The organism is Rhodospirillales bacterium, from assembly GCA_016699855.1.
Lineage (GTDB): Bacteria > Pseudomonadota > Alphaproteobacteria > Reyranellales > Reyranellaceae.
The window spans coordinates 3,206,340-3,232,178 of record CP064988.1; the positions used below are offsets into that span (position 1 = coordinate 3,206,340).

Annotated in this window: 20 protein-coding genes and 2 pseudogenes; 11 read left to right on the forward strand and 11 right to left on the reverse strand. The window is 72.0% G+C overall.

What is annotated here, in order from left to right:
• The first annotated feature begins 83 nt into the window (after positions 1-83).
• The gene (locus tag IPK81_15050; GenBank protein QQS10936.1) at positions 84-779 is read left to right on the forward strand and encodes a lipid-binding SYLF domain-containing protein; all 696 of its coding nucleotides are present in this window, start codon (positions 84-86) and stop codon (positions 777-779) included.
• A gap of 111 nt (positions 780-890) precedes the next feature.
• Here IPK81_15050 and IPK81_15055 read toward each other — a convergent pair whose 3' ends face one another.
• From IPK81_15055 to IPK81_15075, 5 genes are all read right to left on the reverse strand, one after another.
• Positions 891-1,679, reverse strand: a complete 789-nt coding sequence (locus IPK81_15055) for an outer membrane lipoprotein carrier protein LolA (protein QQS10937.1) — start codon at positions 1,677-1,679, stop codon at positions 891-893.
• 76 nt (positions 1,680-1,755) lie between these two features.
• Complete coding sequence (locus IPK81_15060) at positions 1,756-4,467, reverse strand: DNA translocase FtsK 4TM domain-containing protein (GenBank protein QQS15127.1); 2,712 nt, start codon at positions 4,465-4,467, stop codon at positions 1,756-1,758.
• 90 nt (positions 4,468-4,557) lie between these two features.
• Positions 4,558-5,757: an aminotransferase class I/II-fold pyridoxal phosphate-dependent enzyme gene (locus IPK81_15065; GenBank protein ID QQS10938.1), complete on the reverse strand. Its 1,200-nt coding sequence runs from the start codon at positions 5,755-5,757 to the stop codon at positions 4,558-4,560.
• 250 nt (positions 5,758-6,007) lie between these two features.
• Positions 6,008-6,436 carry an OmpA family protein gene (locus IPK81_15070; GenBank protein ID QQS10939.1) on the reverse strand — a complete coding sequence of 143 codons (429 nt, stop codon included), beginning with the start codon at positions 6,434-6,436 and terminating at the stop codon, positions 6,008-6,010.
• A gap of 132 nt (positions 6,437-6,568) precedes the next feature.
• Positions 6,569-6,946, reverse strand: coding sequence for a rhodanese-like domain-containing protein (locus IPK81_15075; GenBank protein ID QQS10940.1), 378 nt, complete (start codon positions 6,944-6,946; stop codon positions 6,569-6,571).
• 102 nt (positions 6,947-7,048) lie between these two features.
• On the opposite strand from IPK81_15075, the gene IPK81_15080 reads away from it, so the two are divergent.
• Positions 7,049-8,251, forward strand: coding sequence for an aminotransferase class V-fold PLP-dependent enzyme (locus IPK81_15080; protein QQS10941.1), 1,203 nt, complete (start codon positions 7,049-7,051; stop codon positions 8,249-8,251).
• Between the two features lie 59 nt (positions 8,252-8,310).
• Here the strand turns inward: IPK81_15080 and IPK81_15085 are convergent, their stop codons facing one another.
• Positions 8,311-9,084 (reverse strand): SDR family oxidoreductase, encoded by a 774-nt coding sequence (locus IPK81_15085; protein QQS10942.1) that lies wholly within the window; start codon positions 9,082-9,084, stop codon positions 8,311-8,313.
• 590 nt (positions 9,085-9,674) lie between these two features.
• Here IPK81_15085 and IPK81_15090 point away from each other — a divergent pair.
• Positions 9,675-11,555, forward strand: coding sequence for a protein kinase (locus IPK81_15090; GenBank protein ID QQS10943.1), 1,881 nt, complete (start codon positions 9,675-9,677; stop codon positions 11,553-11,555).
• 10 nt (positions 11,556-11,565) lie between these two features.
• Here IPK81_15090 and IPK81_15095 read toward each other — a convergent pair whose 3' ends face one another.
• Positions 11,566-12,270, reverse strand: a complete 705-nt coding sequence (locus IPK81_15095; protein QQS10944.1) for a pirin family protein — start codon at positions 12,268-12,270, stop codon at positions 11,566-11,568.
• Positions 12,271-12,585: 315 nt separating this feature from the next.
• On the opposite strand from IPK81_15095, the gene IPK81_15100 reads away from it, so the two are divergent.
• From IPK81_15100 to IPK81_15115, 4 genes are all read left to right on the forward strand, one after another.
• Positions 12,586-13,731, forward strand: coding sequence for an MFS transporter (locus IPK81_15100; GenBank protein QQS10945.1), 1,146 nt, complete (start codon positions 12,586-12,588; stop codon positions 13,729-13,731).
• A gap of 151 nt (positions 13,732-13,882) precedes the next feature.
• The gene (locus IPK81_15105) at positions 13,883-15,064 is read left to right on the forward strand and encodes an MFS transporter (protein ID QQS15128.1); all 1,182 of its coding nucleotides are present in this window, start codon (positions 13,883-13,885) and stop codon (positions 15,062-15,064) included.
• On the forward strand, positions 15,057-15,896 hold the full coding sequence (locus IPK81_15110) for a dienelactone hydrolase family protein (protein QQS10946.1): 840 nt from the start codon (positions 15,057-15,059) through the stop codon (positions 15,894-15,896). The genes IPK81_15105 and IPK81_15110 overlap by 8 nt, the downstream gene beginning before the upstream one ends.
• On the forward strand, positions 15,893-16,771 hold the full coding sequence (locus tag IPK81_15115; GenBank protein QQS10947.1) for a dienelactone hydrolase family protein: 879 nt from the start codon (positions 15,893-15,895) through the stop codon (positions 16,769-16,771). The genes IPK81_15110 and IPK81_15115 overlap by 4 nt, the downstream gene beginning before the upstream one ends.
• 31 nt (positions 16,772-16,802) lie before the next feature.
• Here IPK81_15115 and IPK81_15120 read toward each other — a convergent pair whose 3' ends face one another.
• The 3 genes from IPK81_15120 to fsa all read right to left on the reverse strand — a co-directional run bounded on the left by IPK81_15120 (position 16,803) and on the right by fsa (position 19,258).
• Entirely contained in the window at positions 16,803-17,798 is a 996-nt protein-coding gene (locus IPK81_15120) for a tyrosine recombinase XerC (GenBank protein ID QQS10948.1), read from the reverse strand.
• Positions 17,799-17,864: 66 nt separating this feature from the next.
• The gene (locus IPK81_15125; protein QQS10949.1) at positions 17,865-18,569 is read right to left on the reverse strand and encodes a DUF484 family protein; all 705 of its coding nucleotides are present in this window, start codon (positions 18,567-18,569) and stop codon (positions 17,865-17,867) included.
• Between the two features lie 17 nt (positions 18,570-18,586).
• A complete protein-coding gene (gene fsa, locus IPK81_15130) occupies positions 18,587-19,258 on the reverse strand; it encodes a fructose-6-phosphate aldolase (protein ID QQS10950.1) in 672 nt (223 codons plus the stop codon).
• A 48-nt stretch (positions 19,259-19,306) separates the two neighbouring features.
• On the opposite strand from fsa, the pseudogene IPK81_15135 reads away from it, so the two are divergent.
• Positions 19,307-21,581, forward strand: a pseudogene (locus IPK81_15135) (primosomal protein N').
• Between the two features lie 29 nt (positions 21,582-21,610).
• On the opposite strand, the gene IPK81_15140 reads toward IPK81_15135, so the two are convergent.
• Positions 21,611-22,420, reverse strand: a complete 810-nt coding sequence (locus IPK81_15140; protein ID QQS10951.1) for a class I SAM-dependent methyltransferase — start codon at positions 22,418-22,420, stop codon at positions 21,611-21,613.
• A gap of 385 nt (positions 22,421-22,805) precedes the next feature.
• On the opposite strand from IPK81_15140, the gene IPK81_15145 reads away from it, so the two are divergent.
• The 3 genes and pseudogenes from IPK81_15145 to IPK81_15155 all read left to right on the forward strand — a co-directional run bounded on the left by IPK81_15145 (position 22,806) and on the right by IPK81_15155 (position 25,834).
• Positions 22,806-23,366, forward strand: coding sequence for a F0F1 ATP synthase subunit delta (locus IPK81_15145; protein QQS10952.1), 561 nt, complete (start codon positions 22,806-22,808; stop codon positions 23,364-23,366).
• Positions 23,366-24,894, forward strand: a pseudogene (locus IPK81_15150) (F0F1 ATP synthase subunit alpha). The gene IPK81_15145 and the pseudogene IPK81_15150 overlap by 1 nt, the downstream one beginning before the upstream one ends.
• Before the next feature lie 64 nt (positions 24,895-24,958).
• Positions 24,959-25,834, forward strand: a complete 876-nt coding sequence (locus IPK81_15155; protein ID QQS10953.1) for a F0F1 ATP synthase subunit gamma — start codon at positions 24,959-24,961, stop codon at positions 25,832-25,834.
• The last annotated feature ends 5 nt before the right edge of the window (positions 25,835-25,839 follow it).

Genomic DNA, 25,839 nt, shown 5'->3' on the forward strand with positions numbered 1-25,839 from the left:
CAGCGGACTTGAAGTGATATGGTAAGCGCGCCTCGGCCATAGGCGTCCCTCCGCCGGCCGGTGGCCATGAATGGAGAAACGATATGACGACGCTCCGCCCGGGCTTGTCCCGCCGCACCCTCGTCGCGTCCGCCGCCGGCGCCGCCGCCTTCGGCGCCGCCCTGCCGGCGCTGGCCGACGCCAAACGCCAGGCCCTCGTCAACGACGCGCTCGCCGCCGCCCAGCGCGTGGCCGAGAGCAAGGACATCGGCGATCCGCCGGCGCTGCTGCGCCGCTGCAAGGGCGTGATGATCCTGCCGAGCTTCGCGCAGGCGGCGTTCGTGGTCGGCGGCGCCGGCGGTCGCGGCGTGCTGCTGGGCCGGCGCGGTCCCGGCGACTGGAGCTACCCCGCGTTCTACAACATGGGCTCCGGCAGCCTCGGGCTGCAGATCGGCGGCCGGGTGCAGGAGATCGTCCTGATCGTGCTCACCGACAAGGGCCTGAACTCGCTGCTCGACAGCCGCTTCAAGTTCGGCGCCGAGGCGGGCGTCACGGTGCTGGAGCTGGGCGGCGGCGTCGCCGGCGCGACCACGGCGGCGGCCGGCGCCGACATCGTGTCGTTCTCGCGCGCCAGCGGCCTGTTCATCGGCGGCGCCCTGGAGGGCTCGTACCTCGATCCCGACAACGACTGGAACGCGCTGTACTACGGCCAGGGCGCCCGGCCGCGCGCCATCGTGCTGGAACGCCGCTACTCGAACCCCGGCGCCAACGCCCTGCGGCAGTATCTCGCGAAGTACTAGGGCGCGTATGGAAGGCGCGGCGACCACCGTGTCATCCCGAGCGTAGCGAGGGATCCAGGTTCCGTCCCTGGATCCCTCGCTACGCTCGGGATGACAGGGCCGGCGGCTCGGTCAGCGCTGCTCTTTCGCGCGCTTCAGGGCGTGCTCGTCGAAGCGGAAGAGGTCGTTCGCCAACGGCATGCCGGTCTTGAGCGCGTTCAGCGTCACGTCGACGCGCGTGCCCTTGGAATCCCAGGTCGTCCAGCCCTTGAGCATCAGGGGCCGGTCGGCGAACGCGATCTCGACGCGGCCTTCCTGCGGCCGAGAGGTCTGGATCATCGTCAGCCGCAGCTCGCCGGCGGCGCGGGTCACGCCGGTCACGGTGAGATCGCCCGACAGGACGACCTTCTCTGCGGCGAGGAAGCTGGCCGAGGTCCAGCCCAGCGGCCACTGGCTGAAGGTGCCGTCGGAGAAGTCCGCCATCGTCACCTGCGACCCGTCGGCCACGATCAGCAGCTTGACCGGCGGATCGTACTCGAAACGCATGCGGCCGGGCCGGCGCAGCGACAGCGTGCCGGGCAGCGTGCGGCCGCTGGCGCCGACCTGCGCGAAGCGCGCCTGCAGCGTCTGGACGTCGTTGAGATACCGCTCGGCGCGCACCACGTCGGCCTGGTCGGCGGCCGAGAGCGCCGGCGCGGCGGCGGTGGCGGCCGGCGCCTGCTGACGCCGCGACGGGCGCGGCTGCTCGGCGGGCGTCTCGCTCGGACCCTGCGCGTTGGCGTCGTCGAACGACAGCGTGAGGATGTGCCGGTCGCCGCCGAGCCTCGGCGTCAGCGCCCACGCGGCCACGCCGGCGGCCAGCGCCAGCGCGCCGACGGCGAGGCGGCGGACGAACGTGCGGGCGGCTGGCGGGTTGGTCATCGAATCGTCCGGGACGGAGCGGGAGCGGGCGATTCTGGCGATGAAAGCGGCGGAATGACGGCGGCCGCGCCGGCGCTCACGCCGCGTCGCCGTCGATGTCGCGCGCCAGCACCTCGCGCTTGCCGACGCTGTTGGCCGAGCTGACGACGCCCTCGCGCTCCATGCGCTCGACGATGCGGGCGGCGCGGTTGTAGCCGATCTGGAGGTGGCGCTGCACGAAGCTGGTCGAGCATTTGCGCTCGCGGCAGACCACGGCGACCGCCTTGTCGTACATCTCGTCGGCCGCCTCCTCGGCGCCGTCGCCGCCGCCGTCCTCGCCGCCGGCCGCGCCGCCCTCCGAATCCTCGATGATCGAGTCGAGGTAGTTCGGACGTCCCTGCCGGCGCAGGTGCTTGACGATCTTCTCGACCTCGGTGTCGCTGACGAACGGGCCGTGGACGCGCACGATGCGGCCGCCGCCGGCCATGTACAGCATGTCGCCCTGGCCCAGCAGCTGCTCGCCGCCCTGCTCGCCGAGGATGGTGCGGCTGTCGATCTTGCTGGTCACCTGGAAGGCGATGCGGGTCGGGAAATTGGCCTTGATGGTGCCCGTGATCACGTCGACCGACGGCCGCTGCGTCGCCATGATGACGTGGATGCCGGCGGCGCGCGCCATCTGCGCCAGCCGCTGCACGGCGATCTCGATGTCCTTGCCGGCCACCATCATCAGGTCGGCCATCTCGTCGATGATCACGACGATGAACGGCAGGGAGTCCAGCGCCATCGGCTGGTCCTCGTAGACAGGCTTGCGGGTCTCCGGGTCGACGCCGACCTGCACCGGCCGCAGGATCTCCTCGCCGGCCTCGCGCGCCTCGGTGACGCGCTCGTTGTAGCCGGCGATGTTGCGCACGCCGAGCTGGCTCATCGCGCGGTAGCGCGTCTCCATCTCGCGCACGGTCCATTTCAGCGCCACCACGGCCTTGCGCGGCTCGGTGACGACCGGCGTCAGGAGGTGCGGGATGTCCTGGTAGACGCTGAGCTCCAGCATCTTGGGGTCGATCATGATGAACTTGCACTTGTCCGGCGGCAGCCGGTACAGCAGCGACAGGATCATCGTGTTGATGCCGACCGACTTGCCCGAGCCGGTGGTGCCGCCGATCAGAAGGTGCGGCATGCGCGCGAGGTCGGCGATCACCGGTCCGCCGCCGATATCCTTGCCGAGCACCATCGGCAGGTTGAGGCGGCCGTCCTCGTAGTCCTTCGACGACAGCAGCTCGCGCAGATAGACCATCTCGCGCCGCGCGTTGGGCAGCTCGATGCCGATCACGTTGCGGCCGGGCACGGTGGCGACGCGCACGCTGACGGCGCTCATCGAACGGGCGATGTCGTCGGCCAGGCCGATGACGCGGCTCGACTTGGTGCCGGGCGCGGGCTCCAGCTCGTAGAGCGTGACGACCGGCCCGGGGCGGACCTTCACGATCTCGCCCTTGACGCCGAAATCCTCCAGCACGCTCTCCAGCAGACGCGCGTTCTGCGTCAGCGCCTCCTCGTCGACCTTGGCGGCGACCAGCGCCTTCGGCGCGGCGGTGAGGATGTCCAGCGGCGGCAGCTGGAAATCGGCGCCCAGCGCCAGCTCGGGCTGGCGTTCGCGTTCGACCCGGCGGCCCGGCTGCGGCGCGGCGCGCTTGACGACGACAGTCGGCGTGGCCGGCGCGGGCACGGGCGCGGCCGGAGGCTCGGACGCCGGCCGCAGCGGAAGCTGCAGGACCTGCGCCGACGGGAGCGGGGCGTCCTCGACCGCCGCCGGCGCGTCGGGCGGCGCCACGTCCCACACCGGCGCCGGCGGCGCGGCCACGACCGGCGCGGCGGCCATCAGCACCGGCTCGACGCGACCGTCGACGGCGTCGTCGCGGCCGAACAGGCGCGCCCATAGCGGGCGCTTCGGCATCGGCGCGGCGGCGGGCGCCGGCGCGAGCGGCACGGGCGCCGCCGGCACGTCGGGCGGCAGCTCCGGCGCGCGCAGACCCGCGATCGGCGACATCGGCGCGTCGACCAGCAGCGTATCGCGCGTCGGCAGCGGCGCGCCGTTCTCGGGGATGCCGTGGAAGCGGGCGGGATCGTACTGCGAGGCGTCGATCTCGCCGGGGATCTCGGCGTAGCCGATCTCCGGCTGCGGCGTCCGCGCGGCGGCCTCGCGCTCCGGCCGGCCGCGCCAGATCGAGATCGCGCCGCGCACCAGCAGCCGCGCCGCCGTCACCGGCAGCAGCAGGGCGCGGAACACGATCGGCAGATGGCCGCGCTTCATGCCGATCACCGGCACCATCAGCGCGGTCGCGGCGATCGCGGCGAGCGGCGCCAGGAACGGCAGCAGGGCGCCGTCGGAATGGGTCAGCGTGAGCTCGCGCAGATGCAGCGCAAGCGCCGCGCCGGTGACGCCGCCGGCGCCGGCGTGCGGCGTCCAGTGGCCGATGTCGCCCAGCGCGGCGGCGGCCGACGCCGCCAGCAGCGTGGTGGCCAGCAGCAGCGCCAACCGCAGCCCGAAGAACGGCAGGCCGTGCTGGCGCATCAGCATCACGCCCCAGGCGATGCCGGCCACGGGCACGACCAGCGCGCCCAGGCCCAGCGCCTGCATCATCACGTCGGCGAAGGTGGCGCCGGGAACGCCCAGCAGGTTACGCGGCGCGAAGCCGGTGGCGCGGTTCAGAGACGGATCGGTCGAGTGGTAGGTGATCAGCGCGATCATCGCCGCCATGCCCAGCGCGATCAGGACCAGGCCGACGATCTCGGTCGCGCGCCGGCGGAAGAACATGCCGGCGCCGGTCGGCAGGAACTGGCCGCCGTTGGAGGAGGGTTTCAGCGTCGCGAAGGCCATCGGTGCCCCGTCGGTTCCCGGCCGCCGTCACAGAAGCTCGGCGATGCGCGTCAGCGCCGCGCGCGTCGTCTCGAGGTCCTGCACCAGCGCGATGCGGATGTAGCGCTTTCCCGGATTCTCGCCGTCGACGTCGCGCGCCAGATAGCCGCCGGGCAGCACCTTGATGCCGCCCTCGGCCCACAGCTTGCGCGTCGCGGCCTCGCCGTCGCCGACGTCGAGCCACAGGAAGAAGCCGCCGTCGGGCATGAAGAAGCCGCCCTTGTTGTGCAGCACGGATTTGGCGATGCGGAAGCGCTCGCGGTAGCCGTCGCGGATCTCGCGCACGTGCGCCTCGTCGTTCCACAACGCCGTGGCGGCGTTCTGGATCGCGATCGGCACCTGCGCGCCGCCGTAGGTCTTCCAGCGCAGCATCATGGCGACGATCCTCGGATCGCCGGCGACGAAGCCCGAGCGCAGGCCGGCGGCGTTGGACCGCTTCGACAGCGAGTGGAACACCGCCACGCCTTCGAACGGATTCGCGCCGCCGGTCCTGTCCATCGCCAGCGCCGCGGCCAGTCCGCCCGGCGGCGGCGCGTCGTTGTAGATCTCGGCGTAGCACTCGTCGATCGCCAGGGTCGCGCCGGTGGCGCGGCATTTGCGGATCAGGTTCTGCAGGTACGGGATCGACGCCATCGCGCCCTGCGGATTGCCGGGCGTGCAGAGGTAGACCAGCGCCGCGCGCTTCCACACGTTGTCCGGCACGGCGTCGAAATCCGGCATGAAGCCGTTCGAGGTGTCGGCGTTGACGAACACCGGCTCGGCGCCCGCCAGCACGGCGGCGCCGAGATACACCTGGTAGAACGGGTTGGGGATCAGCACGGTCGGCCGGGCGCCGCCCTTGTCCTGCGGCACCGCGACCGTGCCGATCACGTAGACGCCCTCCTTCGATCCCGCCAGAGGCAGGACGTGCTTCGTCGGATCGATCGTGCCGGGCGGCAGCGCGTAGCGGCGGTGCAGCCAACCGGCGATGGCGGCGCACAGCTCGGGGGTGCCCTGGTTCGGCGGGTACTTGTTCGCCGTCGTCAGGTCGCGCGTGATGATATCGCGGGCGAACTGCGGCACCGGACCCTGCGGTTCGCCGACCGACATGATGATCGGATTCTTCGGCGCCGGCAGATCGGCGATCAACGCGTTGAGGCGCGCGAAGGGATAGTCGTTGAGCTCGTTTTCGAGACGCGGATTGATCATCTTCGTCGTTCGCCTTCCGGGTCGGGTGGGGAGCCGACCTTCGCGCCCCGACCGGCGCCGGGCAACACCCCATCGTTCGGCGCACCCCCGCGCCTCGACGGTTCATTTGTCGATTCACTGTAGATGAACAATTTATCAATTACAAGAACGGCTTAGAGAATTTTTCTCACATGGATTTCAATGGGTTGCGGGCGGTGCAGCCGCGCCGTGGCGCCACGCCGGCGGAACCGCGCTACCGCCCGACCCCTCGTCAGCGGCCGTAGCGCACCTCGACCTTGCGCTCGGTGGAGGTCTCGCGCCGCCCGAAGACGCGCTTGGGATCGATGATCTTGTTGATGAAGATCCTCTCGCGCGGATAGCCGTTGGCGACCAGCTCGTTCCCCACCGCCTCGGCCCGCGCCTTGGCGAGCAGCAGGTCGTCCTCGTGGCCAAGGCGCGCGTCGGCGTAGCCGTCGAGGCAGAGCCGGGTCGCCTTCTGGCCGATCGCCCTCGAGGCGAACCCCGCCAACTCCTGCTTGGCGCGTGGCGTGATCGTCGACTGGCCGGTGTCGAACTGCACGATGAACACGCCGCCCGGCGTGTTGCCGCCGGTGCAGCGGTCGTCCTGGGCCGCGGCCGGCGCGATCGACAAAGCCGCCAGCGCGCCCGCCAGCACGGCCGCGGTGAACCCCTTGTGCATGGAAACTCCCTCCCCCCGTCACGGCGCCGCAGACCGGCGCCTTCGCCGGCGATGGTGACGCGGGCGCGGCGCGCCGCCAAGCCCCATCGCGCGGCGGTGCCTGCGGAACCGACGGCCAGTGTGCGGCCGCGGTCAGGCCTTCTCGACCACGCCGGCGGAATCCACCCAGCCCTTGAAGCCGCCCAGGTTGCGGACGTTGGCGTAGCCCATGTCATTGAGCGTCTTGCCGACCAGCGCCGCGCGCCCGCCCGAGGCGCAGTAGACGACGACCGTCTTGGCGCGGTCGAACGCCGCGTCGTGCAGCGCCGAGGCGGGATCGGCGCGGAACTCGATCAGGCCGCGGGGTATCGCCACGGCGCCGGGCACTTTGCCCGACGTGGCGACCTCGGCCGGTTCGCGCACGTCGAGGAACAGCGTGTCGTCGCGGCCGACCATCCCCTTGGCCTCGTCGGGGGTGATGCGCGGCACCACGGCCTCGGCCTCGGCCAGCATCTGTTGCACGGTCTTCATGGGTCACCTCCATTCCGGGCCGGCATCTTGCGGGATTCCACGCGGTGTCGGCAAACACCATCGGATCGCGGGTATGATCGACCGGCGTTCGCGGGAGGCGGCATGGACATCCATCTCGACTGGAACGGCGTCGCGCCGGGGTCGATCGCGCCGGGCTCGGCGGCGATGCGGGCGCTGTTCCCGCTCGATCCGGCCGTCACGCAGTTCAACCATGGCGGCTACGGCGTGACGCCGCTGCCGGTCTCGGCGGCGCGCGACGCCTGGCGCCGGAGGGTCGAGGCGAATCCCACGGCGTTCTTTTTCCAGCACGACTTCGTCGCGCGGGTGCGCGCCGCCGCCGGGCGCGTCGCCGGTCTGTTGGGCGGCCGCGGCGAGGACTGGGTGTTCGTCCCCAACGCGACGGCCGGACTCAACGCCGTCATCCAGGCCGTGGACCTCGCGCCGGGAGACGAGATTCTGCTCACCGACCATGGCTACAACGCCGTCAAGCAAGCCGCGCTGCGCTGGACGGCGCGCGCCGGCGCCGCCGTGCGCGTCGCGGCGTTGCCGTGGCCCGACGCGACCGCCGACGGAATCGTCGCCGCGATCTCCGCGGGAATCACGTCGCGCACGCGGCTGGTGATCGTCGATCACATCACGTCGCCCACGTCGCTGACGCTGCCGGTGGCGCGGATCGCGGCGCTGTGCCGAGATGCCGGCATGCCGCTGGCGGTCGATGGCGCGCACGCGCCCGGCCACATCGCGGCGCTCGACGCGCCATCGCTCGGCGCCGACGTCTACGTCGGCAATCTGCACAAATGGGCCTATGCGCCCCGGGCGCTGGGCGCTCTCTGGGCGTCCCCGGCGTGGCAGACGCGGCTCCATCCCACCGTCATCAGCCACGGCTACGGCCAGGGCTTCACGGCCGAGTTCGACTGGCAGGGCACCGTCGATCCGACGCCCGTGCTGACGGTCGACGCGGCGTTCGCCTTCGCTGAAGCGCTCGGCCGCGGGCGGCTGGCGGCATGGAGTCGCGCGACGCTCGACGTGGCGCTGCCCGCGCTGATGACGTCGCTCGGTTCCAACGCCACGACGCCGGCCGAACTGCGCGCGCCGGCGATGGCGACGATCGCGCTGCCGGAATCCGCGGGCGTCGACGTCGACGCGGCGATGTCGCTGCGCCGACGGATGCGCGAACGCCACGGCGCCGAGATCCAGATCGTGCCGTTCGCCGGCAGGCTATGGCTGCGCGTCTGCGCCACGCCCTATCTCGACGTGGCGGATTTCGAGCGCCTCGCGCGGGCGCTGCGGGCGGAGATCGGTTGACGGAGGACGCCCCTCATCCGGGGCTCCTCGCTTCCGTTCTCCCCCGCCGTCGCCGCCGCCTAGAACAGCGTGTACGCGCCGTCGATCACGAAGTCGCGGCCGGTGGTGTACTTGGTGGCGTCGCTGGCGAGGTAGACGGCGATCGGGCCGAAATCCTGCTCGACGCCCCAGCGGCGCACGGGGATGCGCGGCATCACGTTGCCGGCGAACTTCGGATCGTGGAACGCGTTGTGCGTCATCGCCGTCTCGATCCAGCCCGGCAGGATCGAGTTGACGCTGATCTTGTGCCGCGCCAGCTCGACCGCGAGCGCGCGCACGAAGGCGGTCACGCCGCCCTTGCTGGCGCCGTAGTGGCTGCTGCGCGCGGCGCCCTCGATCGCCGCCGTGCTGGCGACCGCGACCAGCGAGCCGCCCTGGCCGCGCGGCACCATGTGGCGGGCGGCGGCGCGGAAGGTCAGGAACACGCCGTCGAGGTTGACGCGCATGACGCGGCGCCACTCGTCGTGGGTCATGTCGAGGATCGCGCCCTTCCCGCGGCCGGACACGCCCGAATTGGCGACGCAGTTGTCGACCTTGCCGAGCACCTTCACGGCCTCGGCGAAGCCGGCGTCGACCTGGGCCTCGTCGCCGACGTCGACGATCTGGGCGTGCACGCGCCGGCCGTGGCGCTTCAGCTTCTCGCTGGCGGCGTCGTTCTTGGCCTTGTTGGTGCCCCAGATGCAGACGTCGGCGCCGGCCTCGGCCAAGGCGTCGGCCATGCCGAAGCCGATGCCGCCGTTGCCGCCGGTGACCAGCGCCACTTTGCCGCTGAGATCGAAACCCTTGTACGCCATGGCGCCTTCCCTCCGTTGAATCGTCCGGCGCGCAGCAAATCCGCTCGACCGCGCGGCGTCAATCGCCGGACGCGCGCCGATATGGCCGGAATTCCGGCCCGCGGCCGCGGCGCTGCTTGTGAGGGCTCGCGCGCGTGGCGTATCATCGCGGCGCATGATCGACGTCCAGGACCACCGCGGGAAGCATCGACAATGACGGGCTCGCCGGTGAAGCGACGCGTCGACGCCGCGACGTCCGTCGCGGTGGCGCCGGGCTTGTCGCGGCGATGACCGGCGGCGACGGACGTCCGCCGCCGCGGTGGCAGGAATCGACGCCGCCAGGCGGCGCGCCGCCGCACTCGACGCCACCTGCCTACCCGCCGCCGCCGGCGTCTCCACCGCCCGTGTCGACGCCTCCACCCGCCGCGCCGCCGGCCTACGCGCACCCCGTCTCCGCGCCGCCCGCGTCGGCGCCGTCCGCCTACCCGCCGGCATACCCGCAGCCCGTATCCGCACCGTCGGCATCCGCGCCGCCCGGCTACATGCCGCCGGTGTCGACGCCGCCCGCTTCCGCGCATCCCGCTTCCGCGCCGCCGGCCTACGCGCAGTCCATGTCGGCGCCGCCGCAGGCGACCTCGGCGTCGCCCGCGCAGTCCGCGCGGCCGTCGTTCCAGGGGCTGACGCCGCCGTCGCAGATGTCCGGCGGCACGCCGCTGGTGCCCGGCATGGTGCTCAACAACACCCACCGCATCGACCAGCTGCTGGGGCGGGGCGGCATGGGCGAGGTCTACCGCGGCGTCAACGTGCACACCGGCGACGCCGTGGCGATCAAGGTGATCCGGCCCGAGCTGGTCGACGACGGGCCGATCCGCGACCTGTTCCTGCGCGAGGCCAACGCGCTGCGCCGCATCCGCCACCCCGCGATCGTGTCCTACGAGGGCGCCAGCGCCGATCCCAGCGGCCGGCTCTACCTCGTGATGGATTTCGTCGAGGGCCAGTCGCTGGCGCACATGGTCGTGCGCGAGCCCCTGACGGTGCCGCGCATGCGCGCGTTGCGCCGCCGTCTCGCCGAGGGGCTGCTGGCGGCGCACGAGCAGAACGTCGTGCACCGCGACCTGTCGCCCGACAACATCGTGCTGCCCGGCGGCGATCTGAACCGCGCCGTGATCATCGATTTCGGCATCGCCAAGCGCACCGACGGCGGCAAGACCAGCATCATCGGCAACAGCTTCGCCGGTAAGCTCGAATACGCCGCGCCGGAGCAGCTCGGCATGTTCGGCGGCGTCGTCGACGCGCGCTCCGACATCTACACGCTGGCGCTGGTGTTGATGGCGGCGATGCTCGGGCGGCCGTTCGACATGGGCGATTCGGCGGCGGCGGCGATCGCGGCGCGTTCCACCGTGCCCGACCTGTCCGCGTTCCCGGCGGCGGTGCGGCCGGAATTCGCCGCCATGCTCCAGCCCAACCCGGCACGGCGGCTGGCCTCGATGCGCGACGTGCTGGCGCTCGAGGGCGGCTCGACGCCGGGCTCGGTGTATCCGGCCGCGGCGGCGGGTGGCCGCGGGCGCGGCAAGCTGGTGTGGATCGCCGGTGGCGGCGTGGCGGCGGCGCTGGCTGTGGGCGCCGCCGTGTTCGCGCTCGGACCGATGCTATGGCGGCCCGCCCCGACGATCGCGACCGCGCCGACGCAGCCCGTCAAGCCGTCGCCGGCCAACAAGGCGGCGTCGGCCCCGACACCCGCGCCCAGACCACCCGACACCAGCGCCGAGGAACGCGCCTGGGCGGCGGCGGTCGCGTCCGACACGGTGGCGGGCTATCGCGACTTCCTCCAGAGCCACGCCACCAGCGCGCGCGCGGCGGAGGCGGGACGGCGCATGGCCGCAGCGATCGAGCGCGAGGCGCGCGCCGAAACGCAGCGACGCGGCGCCGAGGCCGCGGCCGCCGCGGAAGCGCGGCGGCATCAGGCCGAGGCCGAGGCGGCGGCACGGAGCCAGACGACGTCGCGGCCGGGGGCGGCGCTGCCGACCCAGCCCGCCTGGTCGACCGTGCCATGCGCCTCGATACCGATGGCCGTGCCGACGGGCTTCCAGTGCCAGACCAGCGCCGACTTCTCGATGTCCGGCGCCGGACGCTACGGCGCGGCGGCGTTCGGCGGCACCGTCAACGGCTGGCAAACCTACGTATGGTTGTATGAGCCGCGTGGTGATGACAGCCAATCGGTCCGGCCGATCGCGGACGCCGCCGACGCCCTGCGCACGCTCAATGCGCTGACGACGGCGGGCACGTACTGGTCCGAGGTCGGCACCTACGGCGGCGCCGAGTACATGACGTTCCGCTCCGGCTTCGCCCAGTGCGTGGCGTTCCGCAAATTCGGCCCGCCACGCCCGCCGGGCTACGCCCACGCCTTCACCGGCGTGCAATGCGCGCCGCAAGGCTACGTGCTGGGTGAAGCCGACATCCGCACGACGATCGACGCCGTGCGGCGGCGCTGAGTTCGCCGCGTCAGTTCAGCCGGTCGGTCTCGACCATCACGATCTCGGCGTCGTCCAGCGCGGTGATGGTCACGTTCGCTTCGTCGACGATGGCGACGCCGTCACGCGCGTCGAGCTCGACGCCGCCGACCGACACGCGACCACGCGCCGCCACGAGATAGGCGGGTTTGCCGCCGAGCGTCTGCTCGATGGTCGCGCCCGCCGCCAGAGTGCCGGCGTAGAGCGCCCCATCGGCGTGCAACGGCAGCGCGCCGGCGTGTTCCGGCCGGCCCGACGCCAGCGGCACTAGCCTGCCGGCGCGATCGCCGCCGGGAAACTCGACCGTCTCCCAGCGCGGCGCGACCCCGGTCTTGTTGGGCAGCAGCCAGATCTGGAACAGCTCGGTCTCGTCGGATTCACGGTTGTACTCGGCATGGGTGATCCCCTTGCCGGCGCTCATGACCTGGACCTGCCCCGCGCCGGTGCGGCCGCGGTTGCCGAGATGGTCCTCGTGCGTGATCGCGCCCTTCAGGACGTAGGTGACGATCTCCATGTCGCGGTGCGGGTGGGGCGGGAAGCCCGTGCCGGCCGCGATGCGGTCGTTGTTCCACACGCGCAGCGCGCCCCAATGGTCGCGGGCGCGGTCGCGGTACTCCGCGAAGCTGAAGTGGAAGTTCGCTTTCAGCCAGCCGTGATCGGCCTTGCCAAGGCCGGAGAAGGGCCGTTTCTCGATCATCGCGCACCCGGTTTCGAATTGTGACTTGGTCGTGACCCCGCCAGATGGGCCGTCGCGCCGGCAACATCAAGGGATTGTGCCTGGGCCGCGACGTGTTGTCGGATCCTGCCCGGCGAGTTTGTTCTAAATACTTGCTAGAGAAAGGTTTTTCGCGTCACTCAGTCGCGTGATTCACGCTTGCGGAAACGCCGTGGCGCCAATCTGTCACGCTTCCGCGAACGGCGGTTCACATCATCGCAAGTTCACGCTATAGTTGTTAATACAATGAATATTCAAGTTCTTATCGGTATTGTTTGCTTCGCCCAGACATTATCGATGCTCGGGGCCAACGGCTTCACGACGCTGCTGCCGATGTTCCAGATCGAATGGGGTCTGTCGAACACGCAGGCGGGTCTCGTGGCCGGCTGCCAGTATTTCGGATTCATGCTGACCGTGCCCGTCCTGTCGGCGCTGACGGACCGGTTCGACGCGCGCCGCGTGGTCCTCTGCGGCCTCGGCGTCGTCGTGGCCACCAGCTATCTGTTCGCCTTCGTCGCCGACGGCTTCTGGAGCGCGCTGATCATCCGCAGCCTCTACGGCACCGGCTTCGCGGCCACCTACATGCCGGGCCTACGCGCCCTGACCGACCAGATCGACGATCCGGCGATGAAGGCGCGCGCCACGACCTGGTACCTCGTGGCGTTCAGCACCGGCGTCGCGCTGTCGATCCTGATCGCAGGGCAGTTGGCGCCCCCGCTGGGGTGGCGCGGCTCGTTCGGCATCGTCGCCGCGCTGGCCACGGTGGCGTTCGCGCTCAACATCTTCTACCTGCCGCGCCGGCGGGCCGCGCCCGCGCAGCCGCCGACGCTGCGCGAAGTGTTCGATTTCCGGCCGGTGCTGCGCCATCGGCCGGCGATGGCCTACGTCGTCGGACAGTGCGGCCACACCTGGGAGATGTTCGCGATCGTCTCATGGACCGTCGCGTTCCTGATGTACGTCTCCGACCGCGCCGCCGGCACGAGCGGCTGGCCGCGGCCCACCGAGATCGCGACGCTGGCGGCCTTCGCCGGCATTCCCGCGTCGTTGATCGGTGGTGGACTGGCCGCCAGTTTCGGCCGCCGCAAGGTTATCCTGACGGCGATGGTCGCTTCGTGCGGCGCCATCCTGGCGTTTCCATGGGTGGCGGATTTCGGCTATCCGGCGGCCGCGATGTTCGTGATGGTCGTCATGATGTTGATCTACGTCGACTCGCCGGTCCTGACCGCAGGCCTCGTCGCCAACGCGCCGGAAGGACGCGCCGGCGCGGCGATGGGTCTGCACACCTTCCTCGGCTTCTGCGGCGGGTTCCTCGGGCCGCTGGCGTTCGGCGCCATGCTCGACACGGTCGGACGCGAGAGCACGATGGACTGGAGCATGGCGTTCGCCACGGCGGCGGTCGCGGGCATGATCGGATGGCTTCCGATGCTGCGCTGGGGCCGCTGATCGCCGGTTGATTCACGGCCGCGTCCGACGGCATGCTGCGGCCGACCAAGCGCATGCGCCAGATCGCCGAATTCGTCCCTCCACCCCGTCCGCCGGCGCCGCGGCGCCGTCGCGCGCCATGGCGCTGACCGGCCGCCCTCTCGTCCTCGCGATGGCCGTCGGGCAGGTCGGCGGCTTGCTGCCGCACGTGACCTTTCCGGCCGTGATGGCGGTCCATCTGATGGGACCGTGGGGCCTCGACAACGCCGAGGCCGGCGCCATCGCGGGTGGCTACATGCTGGGCTACACGTTGGCGGTCCCGGTGCTGACGGCGCTGACGGACCGGATCGACGCCCGCCGCATCCTCGCCGTCGGCTCGGCCGCCAGCGCGCTGGCCACGATCGCCTTCGGCCTGCTGGCGCAGGGATTCTGGTCGGCGCTGGCGCTGTGGGCGCTGGCCGGCGCCGGATTCGCCGGCGCCTACATGCCCGGCCTGCGCGCGCTCACCGACCGGCTCGAGGGGCCGGACTCCTCGCGTAGCGTCACGGTCTACACCGCGAGCTTCTCGATCGGCGTCGGCCTGTCGTTCCTCGTGGCGCAGGTGGTGGCCGACCGCTGGGGCTGGCGCGCCGCTTTCCTCGCGACCGGCGCCGGACCGTTGGTCATGCTGGCGGTCGCCGCCGCGATGGGGCCGAAGCGGCCGACGCCGGCGGCGAAGGCCGCCAACCTGCTCGATTTCCGCCCGGTGCTGCGCAACCGCCCGGCGCTCGGCTACATCCTCGGCTACGGCGCGCATTGCTTCGAGCTGTACGGCATGCGGGCGTGGCTGGTGCCGTTCTGGATCTACGTCGTCGCGCGCGAGGGATCCGGCGCGCCGCTCGACGCCAAGTGGCTGGCGCTGCTGGTCACGGTGCTGTCGCTGCCCGCCAGCCTGCTGGGCAACGAGGCGGCGCTGCGCTTCGGCCGCCACCGCGCCATCGGCACGATCCAGGTCGCGTCGGCCGGCGTCGCCGTCGCGATCGGGCTGGCGGCGGGTGTCGCGCCGGTCTGGGCGATCCTGGCGTTGTTGGTGCTCTACGGCGTCACCGTTCCCGCCGATTCCGGTTCTCTGACCTCGGGCATGGTCGGCGCCGCCGCGCCCGATTTCAAGGGCGCCACCATGGCGGTGCACTCGACCGTCGGGTTCGCGACCTCGGCGGGCGCCGCCTACGCGGTCGGCGTGGCGCTCGACGGCGCCGGCGGCGCGGCCAGCGGATCGGGCTGGCTGGCGGCGTTCTGCGTGCTGGCGGCCGGCATCTCGCTCGGTCCGCTGGCGCTGTGGTGGTCGCGGCGCGCAGGTCCCGGCCATGCGTAGCGCCGTGTTCGCGGCGCTCGCGCTGCTATCGCTCACCGGCACGGCGCGGGCGCAGGAAAGCGTGTCGTTTCCGGTCGCGCTGGCCGGCGGCGACACGCTGACCCTGACGGCGAAGGTCTTCCGGCCGCCCGGCGATGCGCCGCGGCCCGCGGTGGTGCTGGTGCACGGATGCTCCGGCGTCGGCAACGCCACGCGTCGCTGGCCGAAAGTGCTCAACGAGCTGGGCTACGTCGCGATGATGATCGACAGCTTCGGCGGCCGCGGCGTCAAGGAGGTGTGCACCCGGGGTTCCCGTCCGGTCGAGGCGCGCGATCGCGCCCGCGACATCGCCGGCGCCGTCGACTGGCTCAAGGCGCGTCCGTTCGTGCGGCCCGACCGGGTCGCCGTGCTCGGCCAGTCGCATGGCGCCGCCGCGACCCTGTTCGCGGCGCTGCGCGAGGACGGCGGCCGGCCGCTGCCGGCGCCGGGATTCGCCGCCGCCATCGCGTTCTATCCCGATTGCTCGCTGCGCGGCCGGACCGACAAGCGCTTCGAGGTCCTGCGCCCGACCCTGGTCCTGATCGGCGAGAAGGACGACTGGACGCCGGCGGAGCGCTGCCGCGACCTGCTGCCGCGGATCGGCGGCGCGCCGCTTGAGCTGCGCACCTATCCCGACGCGTTGCACGCCTTCGACAGCGTCGGCGTCGCTCCGCGCTACCGGCCTGAGGTCTCCAACCGCACCAAGCCCGGCGGATGCTGCGGCGCCTGGATCGGCTACCACGAGGCGTCCTACCTCGACGCGCGCGCGCGTGTCGCCGCGTTCCTCGCGCAGCATCTCGGCGGCGCGCGATGACGGCGCGGCCGCGCCGCGCGCTGGCAGCGATCCTCCTGGCGGTCGCGGCCGTCGTCGCGGTTCCGGCGGCCGCGCAGCAGCAGGTGCGCGTGCCGGTCGTCGACGGCGGCGCGCCGCTGACGCTCGCCGCGACCTTGTTCCGTCCCGCCGGCGCGCCCGGCCCGGCGCCGGCGGTCGCGATCCTGCACGGCTGCGGCGGCGTCGGCGTCAACGTCACGCGCATGGCGCAGCGTCTGGCCGCCCGCGGCTACGTCGCGTTGCTGGTCGACAGCTTCGGCGCCCGCGGCATCCGCGACGCCTGCACGCGCAACTGGCCTACTCTCGCACAAGCCGCCGAACGCGCGCGCGACCCCGTCGCCGCCGTCGCCTGGCTTCGCGCGCAGCCCTTCGTCGCCGCCGACCGGGTCGCCGTGATGGGCTATTCCTACGGCGGCGGGGTGGCGTTGATGCGCGCGCTGGAACCGGCGCGCGGCGCCACGTCGGCCGCGCGGCCGCCGGCGGCGCCGCTGGCGCGCGCGGTGATCGCCGTCTATCCGGATTGCGCGCTACCGCACCCCGACTCCGGCGCTCTCGTCGCGCGGCAGCCGGTGCTGATGGCGATGGCGGAGCGCGACGACTGGACGCCGGTGGCGCAGTGCGAGGCGTTGCTCGCGCGGATCGGCGACGGCCGCGGCCGGATCGAGACCAAGATCTATCCCGGCGCCTACCACAGCTTCGACGCCGTCGGGCTGCCGGTGCGGTATCTCGCCGCCGCCGGCAACCGCTCGAAACCCGGCGGCTGCTGCGGCGCGCACTACGGCCACGATCCGGACGCCTACGCGCGCTTCGTGGTCGACGTCGACCTCTTCCTCGCCCGCGAGCTTCGCGGACCGTAGCGCCGCGCCGACGGCGGGGCGGGCGGCCGCGTCAGCCCTGCGCCTTGGCGCGCGGATGGGCGGCGCGGTACACGGCCGCGAGCCGCGCGGCGTCGACGTCGGTGTAGCGCTGCGTCGTCGACAGCGAGGCGTGGCCGAGCAGTTCCTGGATGGTGCGCAGATCGCCGCCACGGCCGAGCAGATGCGTGGCGAAGGAATGGCGCAGCGCGTGCGGCGTGGTCGAGGCCGGCAGGCCGAGCTCGAGACGGACGCGGCGCACCGCGCGCTGCACGATGCCGGGATCGAGCGGCCCGCCGCGCGCGCCGATGAAGAATCGGTCGCCCGGCGCCGCCGCCGGCAGATAAGGACACGCGGCGCGGTAGGCGGCGAGCGCCGCGAGCACGGCCGGCAGCAGCGGCACCAGCCGCTGCTTGCCGCCCTTGCCGCGGATGACGACGGTGGTGGCCCGCGCGCGCAGCAGCTCCTCGACGGTCGCGCGCGTCAGCGATAGCGCCTCGGCGATGCGCATGCCGGCGCCGTAGAGGAGCGTCAACACGGCGCGGTCGCGGCGCGCGATCCATTCGACGGCCTGGTCGGCGTCGGACTCGGTCAGCAGATCGCGCGCGTCGCGCTCGGTCAGCGCCTTGGGGACGGCGCGGGGCAGCTTCGGCGTGCGCACCAGACCGACGACGGCGTTGGCCGCCAGCCCGCGGCGGTCGAGGAAGCGGAAGAAGCCGCGCACCGAGGACAGCGCGCGCGCCGTCGAGGTGCGCGCCATGCCGCCGCGCGCCCGCTTCGCCAGCCACGCGCGGAAATCGCCGGCGCGCAGCGCGGCCAGGGCGCCTAGGTCGGCCGGTCCGCCGCGGTGCTCGGCGGTGAAGGCGAGGAACTCCGCCACGTCGCGGCGGTAGGCCGTGATCGTGCGCGCCGAGGCGCGCCGCTCGGTCGCCAACCACGTCGTCCAGCCGTCGACGGCGTCGACGACGTCGGGCGGCGCGGCCAGCGGCGGTCGCGCGGGAGGGGGAGGCGGCTGGTGCTTACGCGCCATGGTCGGCCGGCATGATGACGCCATCGCGCCGGCCGCGCGAGGGGGCGGACGCCGGCGCCCGGCGCGTCACTCCGGCAGGTCGAGCCAGGCGCGGATCGTGTTCTCGAGCACGCGGGTGAGGAAGAACAGCAACTCGGTCGACTGGTTCGGGCCGAACGTCTCGGGGTCGCGGGCGCCGAACGACAGCACGCCGTCGGGCGAGCCGCTGGAGACCTTCAGGCGCACCAGCACGTCGGCGCGGACGTGCCGCGCCACGGGGCCGAAGAACGCCTCCTCGCCGACGATGTCGCCGCGCAGCCGCGCGCTCTCGCCCGGACCGAGCGCCGCGTCGATGGCGCCCGGCGCCAGCACGTAGACGCCGCGCACCGGCACCCGGCGCGGCGCGTCCTCGGCGCCCTCGATCGCCAGCGCGATGAAATCGACGTCGAGCAGGCCCGGCAGCTCGTGGGTGACGACGTGGATCAGCTTCTCGAAGCTGGTCGCCTGGATGATGCTCAGTACCGCCACGTGGATGCGGTTCTGGGTTATCTGGTTGGCGCGGCCGGCGCTGACCAGCTCGTGGTGGGTGGCGCGCAGCTTGTCGATCTCGCCGCGCAGCCGGCGCACCATCGCCGTCTGCATGTCGATCACGCCGGCGCCGCTCTGGCGGGCCGGCGGGTCGATCTTGCCGGCGTTCTCGATCAGGAACTCGGGATGCGCGCGGAGATAGGCGAGCACGTCGGCCGCCGTGATCTCGTCCTTGCCGCGGGCTGCGCCGCGATCGGCCGGCATCGCTCTTGACTCCGCGTTCAGAGGATCGACTGGCCCGTCTTGGCCCAGTCGTCGAGGAAGGCCTTGAGCCCGTTGTCGGTCAGGACGTGCTTGAAGAGCTGCTTGAGGATGTTCGGCGGCACGGTGACGACATGGGCGCCGAGCTTGGCCGCCGCCACGACGTGCTGCGGGTGGCGCACCGAGGCGACCAGCACCTCGGTCTTGAAGGTGGCGGGATACTGCCGGTAGATCGTCATGATCTCGGCGATCAGCGCCATGCCGTCGTGGCCGATGTCGTCGAGCCGGCCGACGAACGGCGACACGAAAGACGCGCCGGCCTTGGCGGCGAGGATCGCCTGCGCCGGCGAGAAGCACAGCGTCACGTTGACGGCGATGCCCTCCGACGACAGCGCCTTGCAGGTGCGCAGCCCGTCCGGCGTCAGCGGCACCTTGATGCATATGTTGTCGTTGCGCGCCTTGCCGATGGCGTGGAGCTTGGCGGCCTCCTTCATCATCGTGGCGTGGTCGGTGGCGGTGACCTCGGCGCTGACCGGGCCGGGCACGATGTCGGCGATCTCGCGGATCACCTCGATCATCGGCCGGCCCGATTTCGCGATCAGCGAGGGATTGGTCGTGACGCCGTCGAGCAGGCCGCTTGCGGCGAGCTCGCGGATTTCGGAGACGTCAGCCGTGTCGACGAAAAACTTCATGGTCCGTCCACCGTTTCCCCGCCGCGCGCCGCCGACTATGGTGCGCGCATGACCGCGCCGCGCCGCGCCGCTTCTTCTAACGAATGGCCCCCCACCGGGCAAGGCGACGGCGCCGGGGCGGGCGCCGCCCCGTGCGCGCGTGTGGATAACGTCGCGGTGCTGCTGCCGCTGCCGCTGGGCGAGGCCTACGACTACCGCGTGCCGGACCATATGGCCGTCGCGCCCGGCGACTTCGTCGTGGTGCCGCTGGGACCGCGCGCGCTGGTCGGCGTCGCGTGGGGACCGGCGCGCGGCGATGTCGCCGAGGCGCGGCTGCGCGACGTGGCGCGGGTCCTGCCGGCGGCGCCGATGTCCGCGGCGATGCGCAGGTTCATCGACTGGGTCGCGTCCTACACGCTGACGCCGCCGGGCGCGGTGTTGCGCATGGCGATGAGCGTGCCCGAGGCGCTGGAGGCGCCCAAGCGCGAGACCGTCTTCCGTCTGGTCGACGATGTCGACGTGCTGATGATGGCCGGCGAGTCGCCGGCGACTCCGGCGCGGCGCCGCGTGGTCGAGATCCTGCGCGGCATGCCGCCGTCGCCGCCATCGGAGATCGCGCGCGCCGCCGGGGTCGGCGCCGGCGTCGTGAAGGCGCTGCTGGCGGCGGGATGGCTCGAGGCGCTCGAGCGCGACGTGGCGCACGCCGCGGTCGCGGCGCCGGACGCCGATCACGCCGGGCCGACTCTGTCGGTCGAGCAGGCCGCCGCCGCCGCCGACCTCGTCGCCAAGGTCGAGGCGCGGCGGTTCTCGGCGACGCTGCTCGACGGCGTGCCGGGCGCCGGCAAGACCGAGGTCTACTTCGAGGCCGTCGCCGCAGCGCTGCGCGCCGGGCGCCAGGCGCTCGTGATGCTGCCGGAAATCGCGCTGTCGACGCAGTGGCTGGGGCGCTTCGCGCGGCGCTTCGGCGCGCCGCCGGTCGAGTGGCACTCCGAGCTGTCGCCGGCCGAGCGCCGGCGCAACTGGCGCGACGTCGCCGGCAACCGCGCCCGGGTGGTGGTGGGCGCGCGCTCGGCGCTGTTCCTGCCGTTCGCCGATCTCGGCCTGATCGTCGTCGACGAGGGCGACGGCGCCTTCCAAGCAGGAGGATGGCGTCCTCTACAACGCGCGCGACATGGCCGTGGTGCGCGCGCGCCTCGAGGACGCGCCGGTCGCGCTCGCGTCGGCGACGCCGTCGCTCGAGACCGTCGCCAACGCGCGCGACGGCCGCTACGGCGCGCTGCGCCTGCCCGACCGGCACGGCGGCGCGCGCATGCCCGAGATCGGCGTGGTCGATCTGCGCCGCCATCCGCCGCCGCGCGGCCGCTGGCTGGCGCCGCCGGTCGAGGCCGCCGTGCGCGAGACGCTGGAGCGCGGCGAGCAGGCGCTGCTCTTCCTGAACCGCCGCGGGTACGCGCCGCTGACGCTGTGCCGCGCCTGCGGCCACCGCCTGCAATGCCCGAACTGCGCGGCGTGGCTGGTCGAGCACCGCTTCCGCGGCCGGCTGGTGTGTCATCATTGCGGCCACGGCGCGCCGCTGCCCAGCGCCTGCCCGCGGTGCGAGGCGAAGGACTCGTTCGTGCCGTGCGGCCCCGGCGTCGAGCGCCTCGCCGAGGAATGCCTGGTGTCGTTCCCGGATAAGCGGGTCGAGATCTTCGCCAGCGACACGGTTTCGACGCGGCGTGCGGCGCAGTCTCTGGTGGAGCGCATCGCGGCGGGAGAGGTCGACCTGATCATCGGCACGCAGATGGCGGCCAAGGGTTACCACTTCCCGCAGCTCACGCTGGTGGCGGTGGTCGACGCCGATCTCGGCCTCGCGGGTGGCGATCTGCGGGCGGCGGAGCGCACGTTCCAGCTCCTCTACCAGGTCGCCGGCCGTGCCGGGCGCGAGGAGCGTCCCGGCCGCGCGCTGCTTCAGACGCACATGCCGGAGCATCCCGTGATGCGGGCGCTCGCCAGCGGCGACCGCGACCGCTTCGTCGCCGCCGAGCTGGCGGAGCGCGAGCGCGCCGGCTGGCCGCCCTTCGGCCGGCTGGTCGCGTTGATAGTGTCGGGCGCCGACGAGGCCGCCACGGACGCCGCGGCGCGGACGCTGGGCCGCGCCGCGCCGGCGTTCGACGACGTGCGCGTGCTCGGGCCGGCGCCGGCCCCGCTGTCGCTGCTGCGCGGGCGCTTCCGCCGCCGCCTGCTGCTGCGCGCCGGCCGCGGCGTCGACGTGCGCGCCGTCGTCGCCGACTGGCTGGCCGCCGCGCCCGTGCCGGCGTCGATCCGCGTGCAGGTCGACGTCGATCCGTATTCCTTCATGTGACGTCGGCGCGGCGGCGCGACGCGCGCGCGTCAGTCGCGGCGCTTCATGTAGACGCCGATGCTCCAATAGGTCTCGGCGTGGGTCGCGGGATCGCCGCCGATCACGCGCGCGTCGGCGGGATCGGCGCGCCGGTAGCGCAGGTTGAACAGCATGCGGCGCGTCAATCCGAGCATCGGATGGAGGCGGCGCATCGTCGCGACGTCGAAACGCGACAGCCAGTCGACCGACAGGATCTCCATGCCGTTGGCGTCGGCCAGCGCTTGGAAGTCGGCCAGCGTGTAGCCGATGCGGACGTGGTCGCCGTCCTGCGTCGGCGAGACGTTGTCGAAGCCGGGAATTTCCCGCGCCATGCGTGTGACGAACGGCGCGCTCGGCGTCGACACCAGCAGCCTGCCGCCCGGGGCGACGTGGTCGCACAGCTTCGAGAACAAGCGGCGGTCGTCGACCAGATGCTCGAGCACCTCGAGGCATGCGACCAGATCGAAGGGCCCGAAACCCCAATCGCCGTCGAGATCGAGTTCATGGAACGCGCGTGCGAACGGCAACGCGGCGAACCGGCGTTGCGCGCGTTCTACCTGATGATCTATGCCAACGTAGGATGCGATCCTGTCGGGAAGCTGACGAAAATTGAAGAACGCCGTCGAGCTGCCGCAGCCTACATCGAGGATCGAGATCTTCGGCTGCGGCGCGGTCGCGACGTAGTGCGTCAGATAGTCCGCGCGATCGAAAATCGTGATGTCGCGGGTGAGTTCGAAGTACGGACGTCCGAACCGCCGCACGAGCGCGTTGTCGACTCGCGCCAGCGTCTTGCGGAGGCGATGATCCGGTCGCAGCGGCATAGGGTCGATCTTATCGGGCAGAAATTTAGTCGAATCAACAGATTACGGTGGCGTGATCGCGTGCGTCCCGCCGCCGACTCCGGCGCGGGGGCGGCGATGCACCCGACCGACGGGGCGAATCCGCCGATCGACCGGGTCACGCGTTCGCGTGCCCGGCGTCCGCCGCGCCGTCGCGGCGCGCTGTCGTTTCAACCGCGCCGACGGACGCCGCGCCGCGCCGCGGGCCTATACGGGCGCGCTTTCTTGCAACGCCGGAAACCGTGTGCTAGCAAGCGGCCGCGCTTTGCGGGGGCGATGCCGACCCTGTGTCCGTCTGTTGCAACAACGTACGTAATTCCAAGGGGTTCCGACCCCTCGAACCACGAGCCTCCGGGGAAATTTCGCCGTGGCGAACGAAGCATCCGGTCCGGCCGGTCTGGCGGGACGATACGCGAGCGCGCTGCTGGAGCTCGCCGACGCCCAGAAACAACTCGATGCCGTCGCCGGAGATTTGTCCGCGCTGCGCCGTATGATGGCCGAGAGCGCCGATCTGCGCCGCCTGGTCGACAGCCCGGTGATCGGCCGCGCCAAGCAAGGCAAGGCGATGGCGGCCATCCTGGCGGCCGCCGGCTCGGCCGACCTGACCCGGAAGTTCATCGGCACGATCTGCCGTAATGGCCGCCTGCGCGACCTGCCGGCGATGATCACGGCCTATCTGGCCGAGCTGGCGCGCCGTCGCGGCGAGACCACGGCCCAGGTCGTGTCGGCCGCGCCGCTGACCCAGGCCCAGCTCGACGCGCTGTCCGAGACGCTGCGCCGTCTGGTCGGCAACAAGGTGACCGTCGACGCGCGCGTCGACGCCGACCTGCTCGGCGGTCTCGTCGTCCGGGTCGGCTCGCGCATGTTCGATTCGTCTGTACGCACCAAGCTGCTCAGGCTGCAGCTCGCCATGAAGGGAGTCGGGTGATGGATATCCGCGCGGCCGAGATCTCGGCCATCCTCAAGAAGCAGATCGAGGACTTCGACTCGGCGGCCGAGGTCGCGGAGGTCGGCAGCGTCCTGTCGGTCGGCGACGGTATCGCGCGCGTCCACGGCCTCGACAACGTCAAGGCCGGCGAGATGGTCGAGTTCCAGGACGGCACCAAGGGGATGGCGCTGAACCTCGAGAACGACAACGTCGGCGTCGTGATCTTCGGCGACGACCGCCGCATCAGCGAGGGCGGCGTCGTCAAGCGCACCGGCACCATCGTCGACGTGCCGGTCGGCAAGGCCCTTCTGGGCCGCGTGGTCGACGGCCTCGGCAACCCGATCGACGGCAAGGGTCCGATCGCCACCACCGAGCGCCGCCTGGTCGAGGTCAAGGCGCCGGGCATCATCCCGCGCAAGTCGGTCAGCGAGCCGATGCAGACCGGCCTCAAGGCGATCGACGCGCTGGTGCCGGTCGGCCGAGGGCAGCGCGAGCTGATCATCGGCGACCGCCAGACCGGCAAGACCGCCGTGGCGATCGACACCTTCATCAACCAGAAGTCGATCAACGCCGGCGGCGACGAGTCGAAGAAACTCTACTGCGTCTACGTCGCGATCGGCCAGAAGCGCTCGACCGTGGCCCAGATCGTCAAGACGCTCGAGGACGCCGGCGCGATGGAGTACTCCATCGTCGTCGCCGCCACCGCGTCCGATCCGGCGCCGCTGCAGTTCCTCGCGCCCTACACGGGCTGCGCGATGGGCGAGTATTTCCGCGACAACGGCATGCACGCCGTGATCGTGTACGACGATCTCTCCAAGCAGGCCGTGTCGTACCGCCAGATGTCGCTGCTGCTGCGCCGCCCGCCGGGCCGCGAGGCGTATCCCGGCGACGTGTTCTATCTCCACTCGCGCCTGCTCGAGCGGGCCGCGAAGCTCAACGAGAAGAACGGCTCGGGCTCGCTGACGGCGCTGCCGATCATCGAGACGCAGGCCGGCGACGTGTCGGCCTACATCCCGACCAACGTGATCTCGATCACCGACGGCCAGATCTTCCTCGAGACCGGTCTGTTCTACCAGGGCATCCGCCCCGCCATCAACGTCGGCCTATCGGTCAGCCGCGTCGGTTCGGCCGCGCAGATCAAGGCGATGAAGCAGGTCGCGGCTCGATCAAGCTCGAGCTCGCGCAGTACCGCGAGATGGCGGCCTTCGCGCAGTTCGCGTCGGACCTCGATGCCTCGACGCAGCGTCTGCTGGCGCGCGGCCAGCGCCTGACCGAGCTGCTCAAGCAGGGCCAGTTCCAGCCGATGCCGGTCGAGGAGCAGGTGATGTCGATCTACGCCGGCACCCGCGGCTACCTCGACAGCCTGCCGGTGGCCAGGATCGGCGAGTTCGAGCGGCGCGCCCTCGAGGCGCTGCGCGCCTCGGGCAACGGCGTGCTCGACGGCATCCGCTCGGCGCGCGAGCTGACCAAGGACAACGAGGCCGCTCTCAAGGCCTTCTTCGACGACTTCGTGAAGAAGTTCGCCTGACCGAACGGGCCGGCGCCGACGCCGGCCCACCCCAGACACCGCGACCTCACGGGCTGAAGCGCCGATGCCGAGCCTCAAACAGTTCCGAATGCGGGTCCGAAGCGTCCAGTCGACGCAGAAGATCACGAAGGCGATGAAGATGGTCGCCGCCGCCAAGCTGCGCCGCGCGCAGGAGGCGGCCCAGGCCGGCCGTCCCTACGCGCAGGCTATGGACGGGATGATGGCGTCGCTGGGCGCCGGCATGGCCGGCAAGGCGGGCGCGCCGCGGCTGCTGGCGGGCACCGGCTCGGACAAGGTGCAGCTCCTGGTCGTGGCGACCGCCGACCGCGGCCTGTGCGGCGGCTTCAACAGCTCGATCGTGCGCGAGGCGCGCCGCGCCATCCGCGCGCTGCAGGCCGAGGGCAAGACCGTCAAGGTCCTGTGCGTCGGCAAGAAGGGCCGCGACCAGCTGCGCCGCGACTTCGCGTCGCTGATCGTCGACACGATCGACGGGCTGGGCAAGCCGCGTCTGGGTTTCGCCGACGCGCGCCGGGTCGCCGACCGCATCCTCGAGCTGTTCGAGGCCGGCGAGTTCGACGTCGCCACGGTGATCTACAACCGTTTCCGCTCGGCGATCAGCCAGATCACCACGCGGCAGCGCATCATCCCGCCGGCGGCCGGCGAGACCGGCGGGGCCGCGCCGTCGGCCTCGTACGAGTTCGAGCCCGACGAGGAGACGATCCTCGCCGACCTGCTGCCGCGCAATCTCGCGGTCCAGATCTACCGCGCCCTGCTGGAGAACAGCGCCTCGTTCTTCGGGGCGCAGATGACGGCGATGGACAACGCCACCCGCAACGCCGGCGACATGATCAAGCGGCTGACGCTGCAGATGAACCGCCAGCGCCAGGCGTCGATCACCAAGGAACTCATCGAGATCATCTCGGGCGCCGAGGCCCTCTAGCGCCT